Source organism: Streptomyces prunicolor, from assembly GCF_045162825.1.
Taxonomy (GTDB): Bacteria; Actinomycetota; Actinomycetes; order Streptomycetales; family Streptomycetaceae; genus Streptomyces; species Streptomyces prunicolor.
On sequence record NZ_CP108676.1, the window covers coordinates 3,493,981 to 3,512,601 of the forward strand.

11 protein-coding genes, 3 tRNA genes and 1 pseudogene are annotated in these 18,621 nt (G+C 67.9%); 9 read left to right on the forward strand and 6 right to left on the reverse strand.

Features of this window, described 5'->3' with window-relative positions:
• Window positions 1-47 precede the first annotated feature (47 nt).
• The 5 genes and pseudogenes from OG588_RS15635 (at window position 48) to OG588_RS15655 (ending at window position 6,455) form a co-directional block, all read left to right on the forward strand.
• Window positions 48-563 (forward strand): hypothetical protein, encoded by a 516-nt coding sequence (locus OG588_RS15635; protein WP_405947820.1) that lies wholly within the window; start codon window positions 48-50, stop codon window positions 561-563.
• Window positions 556-1,167 (forward strand): hypothetical protein, encoded by a 612-nt coding sequence (locus tag OG588_RS15640; protein ID WP_405947821.1) that lies wholly within the window; start codon window positions 556-558, stop codon window positions 1,165-1,167. Before OG588_RS15635 ends, OG588_RS15640 begins: the two co-directional genes overlap by 8 nt.
• A gap of 234 nt (window positions 1,168-1,401) precedes the next feature.
• Window positions 1,402-1,638 (forward strand): annotated as a pseudogene (locus OG588_RS15645) (IS110 family transposase); the annotation flags it as partial.
• Between the two features lie 421 nt (window positions 1,639-2,059).
• Complete coding sequence (locus tag OG588_RS15650) at window positions 2,060-5,758, forward strand: SGNH/GDSL hydrolase family protein (RefSeq protein WP_405947822.1); 3,699 nt, start codon at window positions 2,060-2,062, stop codon at window positions 5,756-5,758.
• A gap of 349 nt (window positions 5,759-6,107) precedes the next feature.
• The gene (locus OG588_RS15655; RefSeq protein ID WP_405947823.1) at window positions 6,108-6,455 is read left to right on the forward strand and encodes a DUF6234 family protein; all 348 of its coding nucleotides are present in this window, start codon (window positions 6,108-6,110) and stop codon (window positions 6,453-6,455) included.
• A gap of 1,024 nt (window positions 6,456-7,479) precedes the next feature.
• On the opposite strand, the gene OG588_RS15660 is transcribed toward OG588_RS15655, so the two are convergent.
• From OG588_RS15660 to OG588_RS15670, 3 genes are all read right to left on the reverse strand, one after another.
• Window positions 7,480-7,553: transfer RNA gene (locus OG588_RS15660), tRNA-Ile, on the reverse strand.
• Window positions 7,554-7,731: 178 nt separating this feature from the next.
• Window positions 7,732-7,804, reverse strand: a tRNA-Asn gene (locus tag OG588_RS15665).
• A gap of 6 nt (window positions 7,805-7,810) precedes the next feature.
• Window positions 7,811-7,883: transfer RNA gene (locus OG588_RS15670), tRNA-Asn, on the reverse strand.
• 178 nt (window positions 7,884-8,061) lie between these two features.
• On the opposite strand from OG588_RS15670, the gene OG588_RS15675 reads away from it, so the two are divergent.
• From OG588_RS15675 to OG588_RS15690, 4 genes are all read left to right on the forward strand, one after another.
• Window positions 8,062-8,367 (forward strand): YtxH domain-containing protein, encoded by a 306-nt coding sequence (locus OG588_RS15675; RefSeq protein ID WP_405947824.1) that lies wholly within the window; start codon window positions 8,062-8,064, stop codon window positions 8,365-8,367.
• A 51-nt stretch (window positions 8,368-8,418) separates the two neighbouring features.
• Window positions 8,419-9,876, forward strand: coding sequence for an FGGY-family carbohydrate kinase (locus OG588_RS15680; RefSeq protein ID WP_405947825.1), 1,458 nt, complete (start codon window positions 8,419-8,421; stop codon window positions 9,874-9,876).
• A gap of 163 nt (window positions 9,877-10,039) precedes the next feature.
• On the forward strand, window positions 10,040-11,773 hold the full coding sequence (locus OG588_RS15685; RefSeq protein WP_405947826.1) for an ABC transporter ATP-binding protein: 1,734 nt from the start codon (window positions 10,040-10,042) through the stop codon (window positions 11,771-11,773).
• Window positions 11,773-13,701: an ABC transporter ATP-binding protein gene (locus tag OG588_RS15690; protein ID WP_405947827.1), complete on the forward strand. Its 1,929-nt coding sequence runs from the start codon at window positions 11,773-11,775 to the stop codon at window positions 13,699-13,701. Before OG588_RS15685 ends, OG588_RS15690 begins: the two co-directional genes overlap by 1 nt.
• Window positions 13,702-13,950: 249 nt before the next feature.
• On the opposite strand, the gene OG588_RS15695 is transcribed toward OG588_RS15690, so the two are convergent.
• The 3 genes from OG588_RS15695 to OG588_RS15705 all read right to left on the reverse strand — a co-directional run bounded on the left by OG588_RS15695 (window position 13,951) and on the right by OG588_RS15705 (window position 18,563).
• Window positions 13,951-15,261, reverse strand: coding sequence for an RNA polymerase sigma factor (locus OG588_RS15695; RefSeq protein WP_405947828.1), 1,311 nt, complete (start codon window positions 15,259-15,261; stop codon window positions 13,951-13,953).
• A gap of 81 nt (window positions 15,262-15,342) precedes the next feature.
• On the reverse strand, window positions 15,343-17,250 hold the full coding sequence (gene dnaG / locus OG588_RS15700; RefSeq protein WP_405947829.1) for a DNA primase: 1,908 nt from the start codon (window positions 17,248-17,250) through the stop codon (window positions 15,343-15,345).
• Between the two features lie 47 nt (window positions 17,251-17,297).
• Window positions 17,298-18,563 carry an NAD(P)/FAD-dependent oxidoreductase gene (locus OG588_RS15705; protein WP_405947830.1) on the reverse strand — a complete coding sequence of 422 codons (1,266 nt, stop codon included), beginning with the start codon at window positions 18,561-18,563 and terminating at the stop codon, window positions 17,298-17,300.
• Between the last annotated feature and the right edge of the window lie 58 nt (window positions 18,564-18,621).

The following is an 18,621-nucleotide window of genomic DNA, read 5'->3' on the forward strand; positions in this document are numbered from 1 at the left end:
GCGCCATCAATCCGTGTTCGTCCTGCTTCGAGGGGGAGTCAGTAACCATGTTCAAGCTCAGGGCAAGTCTGCGTGCCGTCACCGTTGCCGCGATGCTGGTCTTAGGCCTGGTGGCCGTACCGCAGGCGATGGCCGCCGACCAGCCGGCAGTACCGATCGCAAAGACGGCTGATGCGGCCACCCGGGCCATCGCCAAGGCCGACCCGCAACCCGCGGCGGCCGCGGCCACGGTGTGCGGGACCGGGTACAGCCTGTTCCATGCTGTACCGCTTCCGGAGGGGACGGACCCCAACCAGCGGCTCGCGACGTTGTTCTCCTACGAGAACAACGGCAAGGGCTGCGCCATCCTCGACAACAACGTCGGGGTGTCGCGTTACATGTACTTGCACATGTGCAAGGTGGACAACACCGGCTGCTCCACGGACTCGGGGAACTTCAGCGAATACGCCGGCCCTCTCTACGTAGCCAGCGATGTCTGTGCACCCGTGACCGCGAAGATGGGCGCGACTTCCAGCAGCTTGTACATCAACTACACGACCGAGTACATGTTCTCCTGTGACTGAGAACCTGCCCGGCAGAACCCGGGCCTCCGCGCGCTTCCTGTTAGTGGCGATAGCCGCAGGGCCGCTTGCTCTGACCGCCTGCGGCAACCAGGGAAGCCACCAGGCCGACACGTCGTCCAAACCGCACTCCCCGGCAACTGCCGCGGCCGTGGCCAAGCCGTCAGGCACGGCTGGCGCCCCCAACAAGGCAGCACAGAACGCGGCCGCTCAACGCGCGGCCGCCGCCGCCAGTGGAGATCCCGTCCAGCCGACGAACACGGCTGTCCCCGATCCCAAGGACTACGGATTCGGGAAGGCCGCGGCCACGGCAGCGCACGGTGAGGTCGTCGCGTACACGCCTCGCCTGGTGTCGGGACGGGTCGTGGTACCGCTGACCTTCCACAACAGCAGTGACAAACGCCTGGCTTACACCGTCACCGTGACGGTCGTGGGCGGCAAGCAGAAGTCCCCGTTCTCGGTCGTCGAGAAGGCCGGCAATGTCTGGCCAGGCACGACGTGGCCGACCCAGGCAGACATCACGGTCTCCGGCGCCACGGCGGGGACGAGCGACGCGAAGATCAGCTTGAAAGTCGTCCAGTACGACCCGTTCGCAGACACCCACTGACCTGTCACTCTCACCTCTCAGCGTCACCCACGCCTCGCACGTCGTGCGTAGTGCCACCGGCTCAACTCTCAAGTTCCCGCCCGCCCTTCAGGCCATTTCCGGCCGGGGCGGGCGGCCCCACTCGTGCCCGGTCGGAGGCCCCTGAGGCCATCGTCTGTGCGGCCCTCGACACCACCGGCGACACCCCCGGAAATACCACCGCCCGGCCCTCACAACCTTCGCGGGCCATAGGCGGGCGGAAACCGGCAGCTCAAACGCTCCATGCTCCCCTGCGCGTTCACCTGCATGAACGCCGACCCCGCCTCCCGCACCGACTACGACCGCCGGCGAGGCCGCGGAAAAACCCACACCCAGGCCATCCTCCGCCTGGCCCGTCAACGCATCAGCGTCCTGTTCGCCACGCTCCGAGACGGCACCTTCTACGAACCCCGCAGCCCCCAGGACGTCGAACTCACCGCATGCGCCCCATAAGGCAAACCACCCCAAACCGAAACCGGGCGCCCTGACGAAGGACGTAGAGGCCTCCGCACTCAACCAGTCACGCTCCTGACAGAAATGGTTCAATTCTGTGAGATACAGCAAAAAAGCACGAATATCTCTAGCTGCTATAGCAGCCGGAGGAGTCCTGGTCGGACTCCTCCAGTCCACCGCGTCGGGCCTTGAGCAACAGTCCGCAGACGCCCCTCCGACAAGCACACACCCGGCACACGATTCCACCGCCAGACCCCCCACCAGAATCGCAAAACCGGCCGGAACGTTCGGTTCGGACTGGAAGACGTCTACAGACCGGGCCGTCACCGCAGCCGCGGACAGCGACGGCCTCCATCTGCTGGTCGCCGACAGCGCATCCGCGTACACGTGGAAGACCGCGGCAGTCCTGAACGAACCGGGCATGCCCGGTGACACCTGGATCGGCAACGCGTGCGTCATCGACCACGCCCATGCGGCGGTCGTCTACGCCCCGCGCACCTTCACCAACCACCCCGACATGATGCTCGGGGGAGCCTTCACGGCGATCGTCGATCTCGACAAGGGAGTGGTGAACAAGCTTGCGTTCACCGCGTCTCTCGCCTACTTCAACCCCACCTGCAACCCGGCTACGCACACGGCGGCATTCACTTCGCAGCGGGACGACGAGTCACGACTGATGACGGTGGACACGTACGGCCGCACCGTGGCCGACACCGTCGCACAGGGGCAGGTCACCTCCCCGGTCCCCGTGAGCGACGGTGTGATCGCGGCGCTCGGCAACCAGCTCGTGCACATCGACCGCAAAGGCAGCACGAAAACCCTCGTCAAAACCAGCCGGGCCCCGTACGACATTCACGCGCTGCCGGGCGGGAAGATCACTTTCCTCGACCGCACGGGCAACACCACGACACACGCCAAGACATACACAGCGGGCAAGGTCGCCACTGTCGCCACCGGCAAGCTGGAGCAGCTCGCCCTGAAGCAGGCCGGCACCAGCCGGGTGTTCCTCACCGGCAAGCCCTCCGGCGCGACGCGTCTGTCGGGCAGCGGGGTAAGCCTGCTGGACGCGCCGGCAGAAGCCGACGTGTCGAGCCTGGGCCGACTGGCCGTCAACCCCGTCCTCTCCGATGCCGTCCAGAGGGGTCTGGACAACGTCAAGAACGCGGGCAAGGGCTTCACCAAGGGTGGTGAGCCCGTTCCCGCCGAGCCCGGCCACGCCCTCACCGTCACCGGCGTCGCGACAGCTACCGGGAAGCCCACCACACAGCTCGCCGCCGAGCCCGGCACGGCAGTGGGGGGCGCCAAGCTGTCCCCGGCCCTGGCCGGCACTCCCAGCGCCAAGGCATCGGTAGCCGCGGCCAGTATCGAGAACGACCCGGTGGACACCGACCGCTGGTGCTCGGTCCCCCGCAACGACGTCAGTCAGCTGGCCCTGCAGCCCACCCCCAACCAGGTGGAATGGGCCGTGGACATGGCAGTCCGCGGAAACCTGCGCTCCAACTACCTCACCCAGGGCGGCTGGCGCTCACAGACCGGTATCGGCACGATCGACCCGCAGGGTCTGTTCCCCATCCCGACCCTGAACGGCGGCAACGGCAGCGGCCGTATCCCCGCCCAGGTCGAACTCGGCATCCTGGCCCAGGAGTCCAACCTGTGGCAGGCGGAACAAGGCTCCATCCCGGGGCAGATGGGCAACCCGCTCGCCGCGGTCGACGGCTTCTACGGCCATGACGGCAAAGCGACCACGCTGGCCGCCCACTGGAAAATCAACTGGACGAAGTCCGACTGCGGCTACGGAGTCGGCCAGGTCACCGACGGCATGCGCCTGGCCGGTTACGAGAAGACCGACGACAACGGGAACAAGGAGACCGCCCTGTCGCCGACCCTGCAAAAGGCCGTGGCGCTCGACTACGCCACCAACATCGCCGCCTCGCTGAAGATCCTCGCCGACAAATGGAACGAGGTCCACACCAGCGGCCAGATGGTCACCGCCAACAACGACGACCCCTCGAAGCCGGAGAACTGGTTCACCGCCGTATGGAACTACAACCTCGGCTTCAACAAACCCGGAGCGGACACCAACTGGGGCCTGGGCTGGTTCAACAACCCCGCGAACCCCGACTACCCGCCCACCCGTAAAGCTTTCATGAACACCGACCTCGATGCGTTGGCCATCAAGGACGCGGCGCATCCGCAGGACTGGCCGTACGAGGAGAAGGTGCTGGGATGGGCCTCCTGGTCCATGGACAGTGGCCACTCCTATGCCACTTCCGGCCGTCAGGACTGGCCGGGCGAGTCCGGATTCTCCTCCGCCGGCTTCCGCCCCGCGTACTGGAACGGCACCGACCGGACCGTCGTGGACATCAACAGTGCGAAGTACAACCGGGCGCACGCCAACCCGACGCTCGATACTTTCTGCAACACCAAAAACAACTGCAGCGTGACCAGTCCACCCGACTGCCCCGACGCGGACTGCTACAAACAGTACTGGTGGCACGAGTCCAACGTCACCTGGAAGTCCGACTGCGCCACCACCTGCGGCTTCGAGAACATCAAGTACGTGACTTTGATCAGTGAGCCCGGCCGCGGCACCCGCCTGCAGTACGGAACCCCGCTCTGCTCGGGCGCGGCCAACGACGGCCGGCCCAACGGCTCCTGGTTGGTCGATTCCGTACCCGACGCCACCGAGACCTGGAGCAGCTGCGGGAAGTCCTATTCGAGTGGAACCTTCAAGTTCGCCTTCAACGCGGACCCGGCCGCAACCGGTCCCGGCCTCGGCCCGTTCGAGTCCAAGGCTGATCTGCATCAGGTCGGCGGTGGCTACCAGGGGCACTACTGGTACGCGCACACCCGCGATACGCCCCATCTCGGTGGCGCCGACGGGGCGATGACCATGAAGGGCACCTGGACGCTCAACCAGAACCTCAGCTGGGCCCGCGTCCTGGTGTATCTGCCCGACACCGGCGCCCAGACCCGGCAGGCCACCTATACCGTCGGGGGCTCGGACAGCACCAGCCCGGACAGGGCCATACTGCAGCGCGCCGGCGGCTGGGTCAGCATCGGGGCGTTCCACTTCACCGGGACGCCGACAGTGTCCTTGTCGAACTCGACGGCGGACGGCACAGGGGACGAGGACATCGCGTGGGACGCGGTGGCCTTCCAGCCCCTGACCGGAAAGCCGGCGAACTCCATCGTGGCAATGGGCGACTCCTACTCTTCGGGCGAGGGCGCCAGCGGGGCCGGCGGCACGGACTTCTTCCCGGAGACCGACCACATGGACAATGTGAACAGCGAGCTGATCGACAAGTGCCACCGCTCCAAGCTCGCCTGGTCCCGGCAGGCGACGCTGCCCGGCTCCGGCACGTCCATCGGAGCCCTGGCCGACAGCCTCGACACACAGACGGACTACCACTTCATCGCCTGCTCAGGTGCCCGCACCTACAACATTCTCACCAGCGGGCAGTCCCACGAAGTGCCCCAGATCGACGCCGGCTATCTCGACCAGAACACCACCCTGGTCACCCTGTCGGTCGGCGGCAACGACGCCAGGTTCTCGGATGTGTTCAAGCAATGCGCATACGGCGCTGTAACGGCGCAGTGCCAGAATACGGCGATAGGGAACAAGGACCCGATCACAGGCCAGGACGTTGCCGGAGACACCGGACCGCTCAAGGACTGGGCTCCCACGTGGCTGCACGACCAGGTCCGGCCACGCATCAGGGCGGTGCTGACGCGGATTCACGATGTGGCGCCGAACGCGAAGATCATCCTCATGGGATACCCGGAGCTTCTGTCGGGGGCCAAGGACTGCGTGGCGGGAATCGGCATGGAAGAGGAGGCTCCTTGGCTGAACTCGGTCGCAGACATGCTGGACACGGAGATGGCCGGCGCCGCGTCGGACGCCAAGTCCCAGGACGGGATCAACGCGGTGTTCGCTGATCCCCGCAACACGTTCTATGGCAAGACGGCGTGCGGGAATCCGGAGGATGTGAACGGCATCGTGGAAAACGGGCGCTCCCAGGTGGACAACGATGCACCCGACCCCGCCATGGCGTCGTTCCATCCGAAGATCGCGGGAGCCCGCCTCTACGCCGACGTGCTGCAGCAGTATCTGCCGTAGAGAGGTGAGGAAGTCCGGGGGAGGGGCCGAGTTCCAGGCCCTTCCCCCAGGCCGGGGCCTGAGTACGCGTACTCGGGCCCCGGCCATCCCCGCCCCCGAGTCGCGGCCGAGTTCGAGGGGCAGGCACGGAAGCTCACCGTGCTGATCACCGACGGCGAAACCGATCTCAAGGACCACGGCGCCTGTACCACTGGATCTTGAGTGCTTGCCACGGATCCTTGACCACGGCGCGTGGGAGTGTCCCATCACACCCCCGCACCCATTTTAAGTACGGATACTCATGACACCGCGTGCCTGCCGGACGGATTCTGACCGGGTGAGTACAGATCCTGAAAGTACTGGTCGGGCCGTGGCCATATCCGTGGGCCTGGCTGTTCTCGAGCTGTTAGCCCTGGGCCTGATCTGGTTCTTCTGGATTGCGTCCTACTGGTCGTCCTTTGGCGACCAGGCCTACGGCGCACCGCCGGGTCCCTACCTGCAGAAGGCTCTGTTCGTGGCCGCAGCCGCCCTGGTTGCGGCTGTCGTAGCCGGAGTCCGCCGGGTACCTGTGGTTGCTGTCACCCAACTCGTCATGGTCCTCGTCATTTGCGCGGCCCTGACCAGCGCGAAGACCGCCGGTGAACGCATTTACGACACCTCCTACCGGAATGCCTGTCTCTCAGGTCTGGACTGTGACGCACCTTCGCCCCCGCGATGAGCTGTTCCTGACGCAGATCAGGCTCCCACCGATCCAGGCACGTTGGGCGCTGCGGCGGGCCCGACGGCCACAGACCCGCCTCGGACTGCCTCAGCGTCGTCGGCCCCCCGATCTCCGCTGCCGACGACGCCAAGTCCGGGACACTAAATGACGTCCTGTAAGCGGATGTTGGAGAAGGCAAGTGCGGCGCCGAGGTGACGCTGATCCTGAAGTGCTCTCCGTGCGAGCGGAGGTGATCCGACGCGTCGGTACACGAACCGGCGGACGCTGTGGTGCTCTCCGCGCGAGCGGGGGTCAACCGGCCCCGGCTCACCGCCCGCTCCCCCAGGCCCTTGCCCTCCACAGGGCCGACGGATACGTACAGATCCTCGGCTCGGGCCAGGACAGCGCGGGCCCCCCAGACCGCAACCACAGCGAGCAGGACCGCGTCACGCACCGTAACAGCGAGATAGCGGGGGATCTGCCAGGGGAGAGACACCGCCCCGGAGCCCTGCAACACCGGCCTCCGCAGACGTTCGTCAGCACCACCGTGCTGACACGTCAGCACGGAAAAACGGGACCAAGAACCCCCATGACTGCATTTCCGCAGGTCAGAGGGGTACATCTTGTGGAGCCTGGGGGAGTCGAACCCCTGACATCTGCCATGCAAAGACAGCGCACGCCACTTGAACACACGGGAAACGGTCGCAGCCATCCCCGGGCCCACACCCCGCAGCAGCCGATCGGCCTGCACCCTCATGGCCGACTTCCCGGCCGAACGCGGCAGGACAACCTGCCCAGGAGAAAGGGCAATTGAAAGACGTCCTTGAACAGCACCGGTGGCCGGTAGACGGCACGTGGGACCGCGCCAGGACGCTCCCACGGGACACAGCGGGGAAAACCACAGGTCACAGCCACGCAAGCGTCACCCTGGGCGTACGCGAAGCAGGATTCGCTGCACCACGCGCAGCGTTCGCTGCACGCCACACACCCTAGGAAAACCGCATCCTCGCAGGTCAGAAGGTTTCTGCTCGGGTAGCGAAGGTGGGGCGGGTGGGACTCGAACCCACGGCCGACGGATTATGAGTCCGCTGCTCTAACCGGCTGAGCTACCGCCCCATTACGGCGCGTCGCGCACATTTGTACGCGCCGTCTGCCGCAGCATAGCCGCTCATACGATCTCCTGCTTCGGATGGTCGACTTCGCACGACCATGAGGACTGCCGCACGTCACGAGCGGTTCCGGGGGACATGAAAAAGGACCCCAACGGGGTCCTCTTCACTGCTTCCTCACTGTGCTCTCCCGACTGGACTCGAACCAGTAACCTGCCGGTTAACAGCCGGCTGCTCTGCCAATTGAGCTACGGAAGATCGAAGCTCCCCCGACTGGACTCGAACCAGTAACCTGCCGGTTAACAGCCGGCTGCTCTGCCAATTGAGCTACAGGGGAATGCCTCGTTGCATCGAACCTACCTCCCTGGGTATTCGCCAGGGGGCGTGCGCTCGCTGCGACACATACATTAGCGCAAGCAGGGGGGTGCTCCGCCAATCGGTTCCCCCGGCACCGATGCCGCGCCGGAGCCCCGGAGCCCACGCAGGGGAACCTACGCAAGGGAAGGATGGCCGTCATGCGCTACAAGCTCACGTTCGTCGTCGGACTGGCTCTGGGTTACGTGCTCGGCACGCGGGCCGGACGCGAGCGCTACGAGCAGCTGAAGAAGTCGGCGCGTCAGGTCGCGCAGAACCCCGCCGTCCGCAACACCGCCGAGACGGCGGCGCAGCAGGGGCGCCAGTACGCGGGCAAGGCGTACCACGCGGTCAGTGACAAGATCGGCGACCGGGTCCCCGACTCGGTCGCCCAGCGCGTACGGTCCCTGCGTGAGCGCAACGCGAACGGTACGAGCGAGGACGACTGGGGCACCAGCAACACCTAGGGAGTCCCGACCCGGCGCCGTCACCTCCCGCCGTACGGCAGAATTTCCGCCATGGGGATAGTCGCCGGGTTGGACAGTTCGCCCGATTTCACTCGTATCGTCGTCTGCGACACGGACACGGGGTCCGTGCTCAGGCAGGGATATGCGCCGCATCCGGTCGAAACCGAGACCGAGGGCGGCGGGCGGCCCTCCGATGTCGATCCACAGGCCTGGCTGTTGTCGCTGGGCGAGGCGGCCGGCGGGGGGCTGCTCGAAGGTGTGCAGGCCATCGGCGTCTCCGCGCAGCAGAACGCGCTGGTGCCGCTGGACTCGCAGGGCAACACCGTGCGGCCCGCGATGGTCGGCGGTGACAAGCGGGCGCAGGTCGCGGCGGCCGATCTGATCGACGCGCTCGGCGGGCGCGAGGCGTGGGCGCAGGCGGTGGGCTGTGTACCGCAGGCCGCTCAGCCCGTCACCAAGCTCCGCTGGCTGAACCGGACCGAGCCCGACAACGCCCGGCGGACGACCGCGCTGCTCCAGGCTCACGACTGGCTCGTGTGGCAGCTTCTCGGGCGGCCGGTGCGCAGGACGACCGATCGGGGTGGGGCCTCCGGGACCGGCTACTGGTCCGCCGCCAGCGGTGGTTACCGGCCCGATCTCGTCGAACTCGCCCTCGGCCACCAGGCCATGCTCCCCGAGGTGATCGGTCCCTCCGACGCGGCCGGTACGACCCCGGAGGGGCTGCTGATCTCCGCCGGTACCGGCGAGACCATGGCCGCGGCCTTCGGGCTCGGGATCGGGTTCGGGGACGCGGTCGTGTCGCTCGGCGCTTCCGGGTCCGTGATGGCCGTGCACCACGAGGCGCTCGTCGACCAGAGCGGGATGATCACCTCGCTGGCCGACGCGACCGGGATGCATCTGCCGGTCGTCACCACACTCAATGCCGTACGGACGCTGCGCGGGGCCGCCGAACTGCTCGGGCTGCCCGACCTGGAGAGCCTGTCCGAGCTGGCGATGAAGTCCACGCCGGGGGCGCACGGGCTCGTGTTCCTGCCGTATCTGGAGGGTGAGCGGACGCCCAATCTGCCGCACACCGCCGGGACGTTGGCCGGGCTGCGGCGGGAGTCGATGAAGGCGGAGCATCTCGCGCGGGCCGCCTTCGAAGGCATGTTGTGCGGGCTCGCCGACGCGCTGGACGTGCTGCGCGGACGAGGTGTGGCCGTACGCCGGCTCTTCCTGCTCGGGTCGGCCGCCGAGCTGCCCGCCGTGCAGGCCGCGGCGCCCGCGCTCTTCGGGACCCAGATCGTCGTACCGCAGCCCGCCGACTACGCCGCGCTCGGCGCCGCCCGGCAGGCCGCCTGGGCGCTCGGGGTCTCCCAGGGCACCCTCGACCCGCGCAACCCGCCGCCCTGGCAGGGACCGGTCGCCCAGGTCTTCGAGCCGGGTGACGAGTTGGCCGTAGGGCAGGCCGTGCGGCAGCAGTACGTGTCCGTACGGGAACAGACCCATCCGGGCGCGTTCCGCTCGTAGGGACGCACAGTCGGCGGCGCGAATAAGGCACTTAAGGGTGCATAAGGGGCCGTAGAGCACTGCTGTTGGCTTAATCGGTTGAGGTAACGCGGGTGGAGTGTTCGACGATGGGGGCGAGGGGCACACCGCCCGCCCTCCACCCGCCGACTCCGAGAGACCCAGCGTGCTCATACGACTTCTGCGGACCTATCTCAGGCCCTACAGGAAACCCATCACTCTGCTGGTGCTGCTGCAGTTCCTGCAGACCTGCGCCACCCTCTACCTGCCCACCCTGAACGCGCACATCATCGACAACGGTGTGGTGAAGGGGGACACCGGTTACATCCTGTCGTTCGGCGCCCTGATGATCGGGATCTCGCTGGTCCAGGTCGTGTGCAACACGGGTGCCGTCTACTACGGCGCGCGCACCGCGGCGGCCGTCGGCCGGGACATCCGGGGTGCCATCTTCGACCGGGTGCAGTCGTTCTCGGCCCGCGAGGTCGGCCAGTTCGGCGCGCCCTCGCTGATCACCCGGACGACCAATGACGTCCAGCAGGTCCAGATGCTGGCCCTGATGACGTTCACCCTGCTGGTGTCGGCGCCGATCATGTGCGTCGGCGGGATCATCCTGGCGCTCGGTCTGGACGTGCCGCTGTCCGGGGTGCTGATCGCGGTGGTGCCGACGCTGACCATCTGCGTGACGATCATCGTGCGGCGGCTGCGGCCGCTGTTCCGGTCGATGCAGGTGCGCCTGGACGCGGTGAACCGGGTGCTGCGCGAGCAGATCACCGGCAACCGCGTGATCCGCGCCTTCGTCCGGGACGAGTACGAGAAGGACCGGTTCCGGAAGGCCAACAGCGATCTCACCGAGATGCAGCTGAAGACCGGCAACCTGCTCGCGCTCATGTTCCCCGTGGTCATGACGACCGTGAACCTGTCGTCGATCGCCGTCGTGTGGTTCGGCGCGCACCGGATCGCCAGCGGCGGGATGCAGATCGGTGATCTGACCGCGTTCCTCGCCTATCTGATGCAGATCGTGATGTCCGTGATGATGGCCACCTTCATGTTCATGATGGTGCCGCGCGCGGAGGTCTGTGCCGAGCGCATCGAGGAGGTCCTCGACACGGAGAGCAGTGTCGTGCCGCCGGTGGCTCCCGTCTTCGAGCTGCGCCGGCACGGGCATCTGGAGGTCCGCGGGGTCGGCTTCTGCTACCCGGGCGCCGAGGAACCCGTACTGAAGTCCATCGACCTGGTGGCCCGCCCGGGCGAGACGACAGCCGTGATCGGCTCGACCGGCAGCGGGAAGTCCACCCTTCTGAGTCTGGTCCCGCGGCTCGTTGACGCGACCGACGGCGAGGTCCTCGTCGACGGAGTCGACGTGTCGACCATCGACCCGGTCCTGCTCGCCAAGACGGTCGGCCTGGTCCCGCAGAAGCCGTACCTCTTCGCGGGCACGGTCGCGACCAACCTTCGCTACGGCAATCCCGACGCGACGGACGAGGAGTTGTGGCACGCGCTGGAGGTGGCGCAGGCCAAGGGCTTCGTCGAGGGGCTGGAGAACGGGCTCGACTCCCCCATCGCGCAGGGCGGCACGAATGTCTCCGGCGGTCAGCGGCAGCGGCTCGCGATCGCGCGGACACTCGTGCAGCGACCGGAGATCTACCTCTTCGACGACTCCTTCTCCGCCCTCGACTACGCGACCGACGCGGCGCTGCGGGCGGCGCTCTCGCGGGAGACCGCCGAGGCGACCGTGGTGATCGTGGCGCAGCGGGTGGCGACGATCAGGGACGCGGACCGGATCGTCGTACTCGACGAGGGACGGGTCGTGGGGACGGGGCGCCATCACGAACTGATGGCGGGCAATGAGACGTATCGGGAGATCGTGCTCTCCCAGCTGACGGAAGCGGAGGCCGCCTGATGGCCGGGCCCATGGGGCGGATGATGGCCGGGGCGGGCCCCGACGCCCGTTCGATGGAGTTCAAGGTGTCCGGCAAGCGGCTCATCGGCCAGTTCAGGCCGGAGCGGCTGACCATCGGCATCCTGCTGGTGTGCGTGGTGATCAGCGTGGGGCTGAACGTGGTGGGGCCGAAGATCCTCGGCAACGCCACCGACCTGGTCTTCGCGGGCATCATCGGGCGGCAGATGCCGGCCGGGACGACCAAGGCGCAGGCCCTCCAGGCGATGCGCGACCGGGGCCAGGGTTCGGTCGCGGACATGCTCAAGAGCACGGACTTCACCCCGGGCAAGGGCATCGACTTCACCTCGGTGGGGCATGTGCTGCTGCTCGCGCTGGGCACGTTCCTGGTGGCCGGGCTGCTGATGGCGGTGGCGACCCGGATGGTCAACCGGGCGGTCAACCGGACCATGTTCCGGCTGCGCGAGAGCGTGCAGACGAAGATGTCGCGGCTCCCCCTGTCGTACTTCGACAAGCGCCAGCGCGGTGAGGTGTTGTCGCGTGCGACCAACGACATCGACAACATCGGCCAGACCCTCCAGCAGTCGATGGGCCAGCTCATCAACTCGCTGCTCACGATCATCGGCGTGCTCGCGATGATGTTCTGGGTGTCCTGGCTACTGGCCCTGGTCGCGCTGGTGACCGTGCCGCTGTCGTTCCTCGTCGCCACCCGCATCGGCAAGCGCTCGCAGCCGCACTTCGTGCAGCAGTGGCGCTCGACCGGCAAGCTCAACGCGCACGTAGAGGAGATGTACACCGGTCACACCCTGGTGAAGGTCTTCGGCCGCCAGGACGAGTCGGCGCAGCTCTTCGCCGAGCAGAACAACGCGCTCTACGAGGCGGGCTTCAAGGCGCAGTTCAACAGCGGGGTCATGCAGCCGCTGATGATGTTCGTGTCGAACCTCAACTACGTGCTGGTGGCCGTGGTCGGCGGCCTGCGAGTCGCATCGGGCTCACTCTCCATCGGTGACGTGCAGGCCTTCGTCCAGTACTCGCGCCAGTTCTCCATGCCGCTGACGCAGGTCGCGTCGATGGCGAACCTGGTGCAGTCCGGCGTCGCCTCGGCGGAACGGATCTTCGAACTCCTCGACGCCGAGGAGCAGCAGCCCGACCCGATGCCGAGCGAACGCCCGGAGGAACTCCGCGGCCTGGTCGCCCTGGAGCACGTCTCCTTCCGCTACGACCCCGACAAGCCGCTCATCGAGGACCTCTCGCTGACGGTGTCACCGGGCCACACGGTCGCGATCGTCGGCCCGACCGGCGCCGGCAAGACCACCCTCGTCAACCTCCTCATGCGGTTCTACGAGGTCTCCGGCGGGCGCATCACCCTCGACGGCGTCGACATCGCGCGCATGTCCCGGGACGAACTCCGGTCCGGGATCGGCATGGTGCTCCAGGACACCTGGCTGTTCGGCGGCTCCATCGCGGACAACATCGCGTACGGGGCCTCTCGCGAGGTCACCCGGGGCGAGATCGAGGAGGCGGCGCGGGCGGCGCACGCCGACCGGTTCGTCCGTACGCTGCCCGACGGTTACGACACGGTGATCGACGACGAGGGTACGGGGGTCAGCGCCGGTGAGAAGCAGCTCATCACCATCGCGCGGGCGTTCCTGTCCGACCCGACGATCCTGGTCCTGGACGAGGCGACGTCTTCGGTCGACACCCGTACGGAGGTGTTGATCCAGAAGGCGATGGCCAAACTCGCCCATGGGCGTACGTCGTTCGTGATCGCGCACCGCCTCTCCACGATCCGGGACGCGGACACGATCCTCGTCATGGAGAACGGCTCGATCGTCGAACAGGGCGGGCACGCGCAGCTGTTGGCGGCGGACGGGGCGTATGCGCGGCTGTACAAGGCACAGTTCGCGCAGGCGGTTGCCGAGGTGGACTAGCTGCGCTGCGGTGAGTGCCACGAGGGGTCGTCGTGCGTGTGACGGCCCGTCGTGGCTGGTCGCGCAGTTCCCCGCGCCCCTAAAAGAACGGGGCTGGCCCGAGTTTTCAGGGGCGCGGGGTGCCCCTGAAAGAACAGGGCGGGCCCGGGTCTTTAGGGGCGCGGGGGCCCTGGAAGAACAGGGCGCGCCCGGCGTTTTTTAGGGGCGCGGGGAACTGCGCGACCAGCCCCCACCGGGCCGCACCCGGCATCAGTCCAGATAACCCCTCAGCTGATCCGCAAAAGCATGATCCCGCAGCTTGTTGAGCGTCTTCGACTCGATCTGCCGGATCCGTTCCCGGGTCACGCCAAAGATCCGCCCGATCTCCTCCAGCGTGCGCGGACGCCCGTCCGCCAAGCCGTACCGCAGCTGTACGACCTTCCGCTCCCGCTCCCCCAGCGTCGACAGCACCGCTTCCAGGTGCTGCCGGAGAAGGATGAACGCGGCCGACTCCACGGGACTCGTCGCGTCGCCGTCCTCGATCAGGTCACCGAGGGCAACGTCGTCCTCCTCCCCCACCGGCGCGTGCAACGAAACCGGCTCCTGGGCAAGGCGCAGCACCTCGCTGACGCGCTCAGGCGCGAGGTCGAGATGGTCGGCCACTTCCTCCGGCGTCGGCTCGTAGCCGCGCTCCTGGAGCATCCTGCGCTGGACCCGGACGACCCGGTTGATCAGCTCGACGACATGCACCGGGACGCGAATCGTGCGGGCCTGGTCGGCGAGGGCGCGGGACATGGCCTGGCGGATCCACCAGGTCGCGTAGGTCGAGAACTTGTAGCCGCGGGCGTAGTCGAATTTCTCAACTGCCCTGATCAGGCCGAGGTTTCCCTCCTGGACGAGGTCGAGCATGGTCAGGCCGCGCCCGACGTACCGCTTGGCGACGGACACGACGAGCCGCAGGTTCGCCTCGATCAGGCGGCGCTTGGCCATCCGGCCCATGACGACCAACTTGTCCAGGTCGAGGGCGAGTTGGCTGTCCAGATCGGACGCGCCGGCGAGCTTCTCCTCGGCGAACAGGCCGGCCTCCACGCGGCGGGCGAGGTCGACCTCCTCGGCCGCGGTGAGCAGCGGGATGCGGCCGATCTCGCGCAGGTACTGCCGGAACAGGTCCGAGGAGGGCGCGCCGTTGTCGGCGGCGACCCGGCTGCGGGGCCGTACGGCGGGCTCGGGGGCCTCGGCGGTCTCCACCGCTTCGGCCGTCGGTTCTTCGAGCTCGGGCGGGCTCTCCGCCTCCACGGTTTCGAGGTGGTGCGCGGCACGGCTCTGCGGAGGGACGGTCGCGAGGACATCGGTCTCCGCTTCCGGTTCCGCGCCGTCCGTCGTGCTGGTCTCGGTCTGGTCGAGGGTCTGGGTCTGCACGGGGGCGACCTCCAGGATGATCGCTGCCAGGGGGTACGGCAGCGGTACTTCAGGGGCGGAGTGGGCGGCCTCGCCGCAATCCGTCCCGTACTCGATGAGCGGAACCGCGGGGGTGAAGGACCCGCTGGGAACGGATCGGCCGCGCTCCGAGGACTCAGGCACCGGAACCCAGTGTGGAGTACGACACATCGCCGCCACGAGGGGCGTGCGGTGACTTTTTGAGTCCGATCCGTGACTACGTGCTCAGAGCGCTGAGGCGCCGTGCACCTGGAGTGCCTGGTCGTACTGCTGAAGTACCCACAACTCGTTCTGTACGGCGGCCAGTTCGGCCGAGTCTCCGTGGCTGCCGAGGCGGGTGAGCGTGCCCTGGATGTCGCCGATGCGGCGTACTACGGCTCTTCGGCGGACGGTGACGAGCTGCTCGCCCGCGTAGTTCTCGTCGACCGTGCGGCGCATGATCGCCTCGACGGCCAGCTCGGTGACCATCGCGCGGACCGTGTCGTCCGGTGCCGCCTCACGGACGCGGACCAGGTAGTCCTGCGCGTCCTGGAGGCCGTACTCGGCGCCGCCCGCCTCGATGATCGCCTCGCGTACGGCCGCGTAGGGCGGGGCGGTGAACTCGTCGACGCCGTACGCGTCGAAGGCCGGGGAGACCAAGTCGGGGCGCTGGAGGGCGAGTTTGAGGAGTTCGCGCTCGGTGGCGAAGACCGGGTTGCGCAGGGTGAGGGCGGGGCCGCCGGTGGGGGTGCGGGGGGTGGTGTCGTACGGCTGCTGCTGTTGTCCGCCTCGGGTCGGCGCCGGGCCCTTGCCGCCGCGGTCGCGGGCCCAACGGGCCAGCTGGGCAACGCGTTTGACCACGAACTGGGTGTCGAGGATGCCGAGCATGCCGGCGAGCTGGACGGCGACCTCGTGCTGGGCGCCGCTGTTCTTGATGTGGGCGACGATCGGGGCGGCCTCGTCCAGGGCGGAGGCGCGGCCGGCGGGGGTGTCGAGGTCGTAGCGGACGACGATCTGGCGGAGCGCGAACTCGAAGAGCGGGGTGCGGGGTTGGACCAGGTCGGCGACCGCTTCGTCGCCCTTGGCGAGGCGGAGTTCGCAGGGGTCCATGTTGTCGGGCGCGATGGCGATGTACGTCTCGGCGGCGAACTTCTGGTCGTCCTCGAAGGCGCGCAGGGCCGCCTTCTGGCCGGCGGCGTCACCGTCGAAGGTGAAGATCACGCGGGCCGAGCCGTTGTCCATCAGGAGCCTGCGGAGGATCTTGATGTGGTCGGTACCGAAGGCCGTGCCGCAGGTGGCGATGGCGGTGGTGACTCCGGCGAGGTGGCAGGCCATGACGTCGGTGTAGCCCTCGACGACGACCGCGCGGGAGGACTTGGCGATGTCCTTCTTGGCGAGGTCGATGCCGTAGAGGACCTGCGACTTCTTGTAGATCGCGGTGTCGGGCGTGTTGAGGTACTTCGGGCCGTTGTCCGACTCGTAGAGCTTCCTCGCGCCGAAGCCGACGACCTCGCCGCCGATGTCGCGGATCGGCCACATCAGGCGGCCGCGGAAGCGGTCGATGGGGCCGCGGCGGCCCTCCTGGGCGAGGCCGGAGAGGAGGATCTCCTTGTCGGTGAAGCCCTTGCCGCGGAGGTATTTGGTGAGGTGGTCCCAGCCCTGCGGGCTGTAGCCGACGGAGAAGTGCTCGGCGGCGGACTGGTCGAAGCCGCGCTCGGCGAGGAACTTGCGGCCGGTGTCCGCCTCGGGGCTGACGGCGAGCTGCTCCACGTAGAAGTCGGCGGCGACCTTGTGGGCCTCGACCAGGCGGATGCGCTCGCCGCGCTGATTGGCGGGGTTGTACCCGCCCTCCTCGTACCGCAGCGTGATGCCGGCCTGGGCGGCCAGGCGCTCGACCGACTCGGAGAACGTGAGGTGGTCGACCTTCATCACGAACGTGATGGTGTCGCCGCCCTCCTGGCAGCCGAAGCAGTGGAAGAGACCCTTGCTGGGGCTGACCTGGAAGGACGGCGACTTCTCGTCGTGGAACGGGCAGAGGCCCTTGAGGTTGCCGCCGCCCGCGTTCCGCAGCTGGAGGTACTCGGACACCACGGCGTCGATCGGGACCGCGTCCCGAACCGCCTTCACGTCCTCGTCGTTGATCCGTCCAGCCACGCGTGAATTCTACGGGGCCGGACTGACACCAGTGACGACGAGGACCGCTAGACGCCCAGGCTGTCCAGTGGAACGTGTGGGTCCGCGAGGGCGTCGGTGTCCACGCGCGCGCGGGAGCGGATGAGCTGCTGGATGGGCTCTGTGACGTCCCACACATTCACGTTCATCCCGGCCAGCACGCGTCCCTCCTTCAGCCAGAAGGCGATGAACTCCCGCTTGCTCGCGTCTCCCCGGATCACCACTTCGTCGTAGGAGCCCGGGGGCGCCCAGCCGGAGTACTCCATACCCAAGTCGTACTGGTCGGAGAAGAAATAGGGCACGCGGTCGTAGGTGACGTCCTTGCCGAGCATCGCGCGGGCCGCCGCCGGGCCGCCGTTCAGGGCGTTCGCCCAGTGCTCCACCCGTAGGCGGATGTCGAAGAGGGCGTGGTGGAAGGCGGCCACGTCACCGGCCGCGTAGATGTCGGGGTCGGAGGTGCGCAGCTGTTCGTCGACCGCGATGCCGCCGCCGTGCGCGCGGTCGGCCAGCTCCAGGCCCGCCGCCTCGGCGAGCGCGGTGCGCGGGGCCGCGCCGATCGCCGCGAGGACGTCGTGCGCGGGGTGCTCCTCGCCGTCGTCCGTACGGGCGGCCAGCACCATGCCGTCCTGGCCGACGATCTCGGTGAGCCGGGCGCCGAAGTGGAAACGCACCCCGTGCTCGGCGTGCAGGTCGGCGAAGAGCTGGCCCAGTTCGGGGCCGAGGACGCCGTGCAACGGCGTCTGGGACGGTTCCACGACGGTGACCTCGGCACCGTACTCCCGGGCCGCCGCCGCGACCTCCAGGCCGATCCAGCCGCCGCCGGCGATCACCAGATGGCCGTTGTCCCGGCCCAGGGACGCCAGCACGTTCTTGAGGCGCTCGGCGTGCGAGAGGCGGCGCAGGTGGTGGACGCCCGCGAGGTCCGTGCCCGGGATGTCGAGGCGGCGGGGCTCGGAGCCGGTGGCGATGAGCAACTTGTCGTAGCGGACCAGGGTGCCGTCGTCTCCGAAGCGCACCGTCTTCGCCGTACGGTCGATGGCGTCGACGGTCTGGCCGAGGTGCAGCTCGATGTCGTTCTGCGCGTACCAGGCGGGTTCGTGGACGAAGACGCTGTCGCGCTCCTCTTTACCGAGGAGGTAGCCCTTGGACAGCGGCGGGCGCTCGTACGGGTGGTCGCGTTCGTCGCAGATCAGTATCACGCGGCCGGTGAAGCCCTCCGCTCGGAGCGTCTCGGCCGCCTTGGCGCCGGCCAGGCCTCCTCCGATGATGACGAACGTCTGATCCGCGTCGACCACTTGATGCCTCCTCGTAATGGTGCCGCCATAAGCGAGCGTCCCGCACGCAGTGTGATGC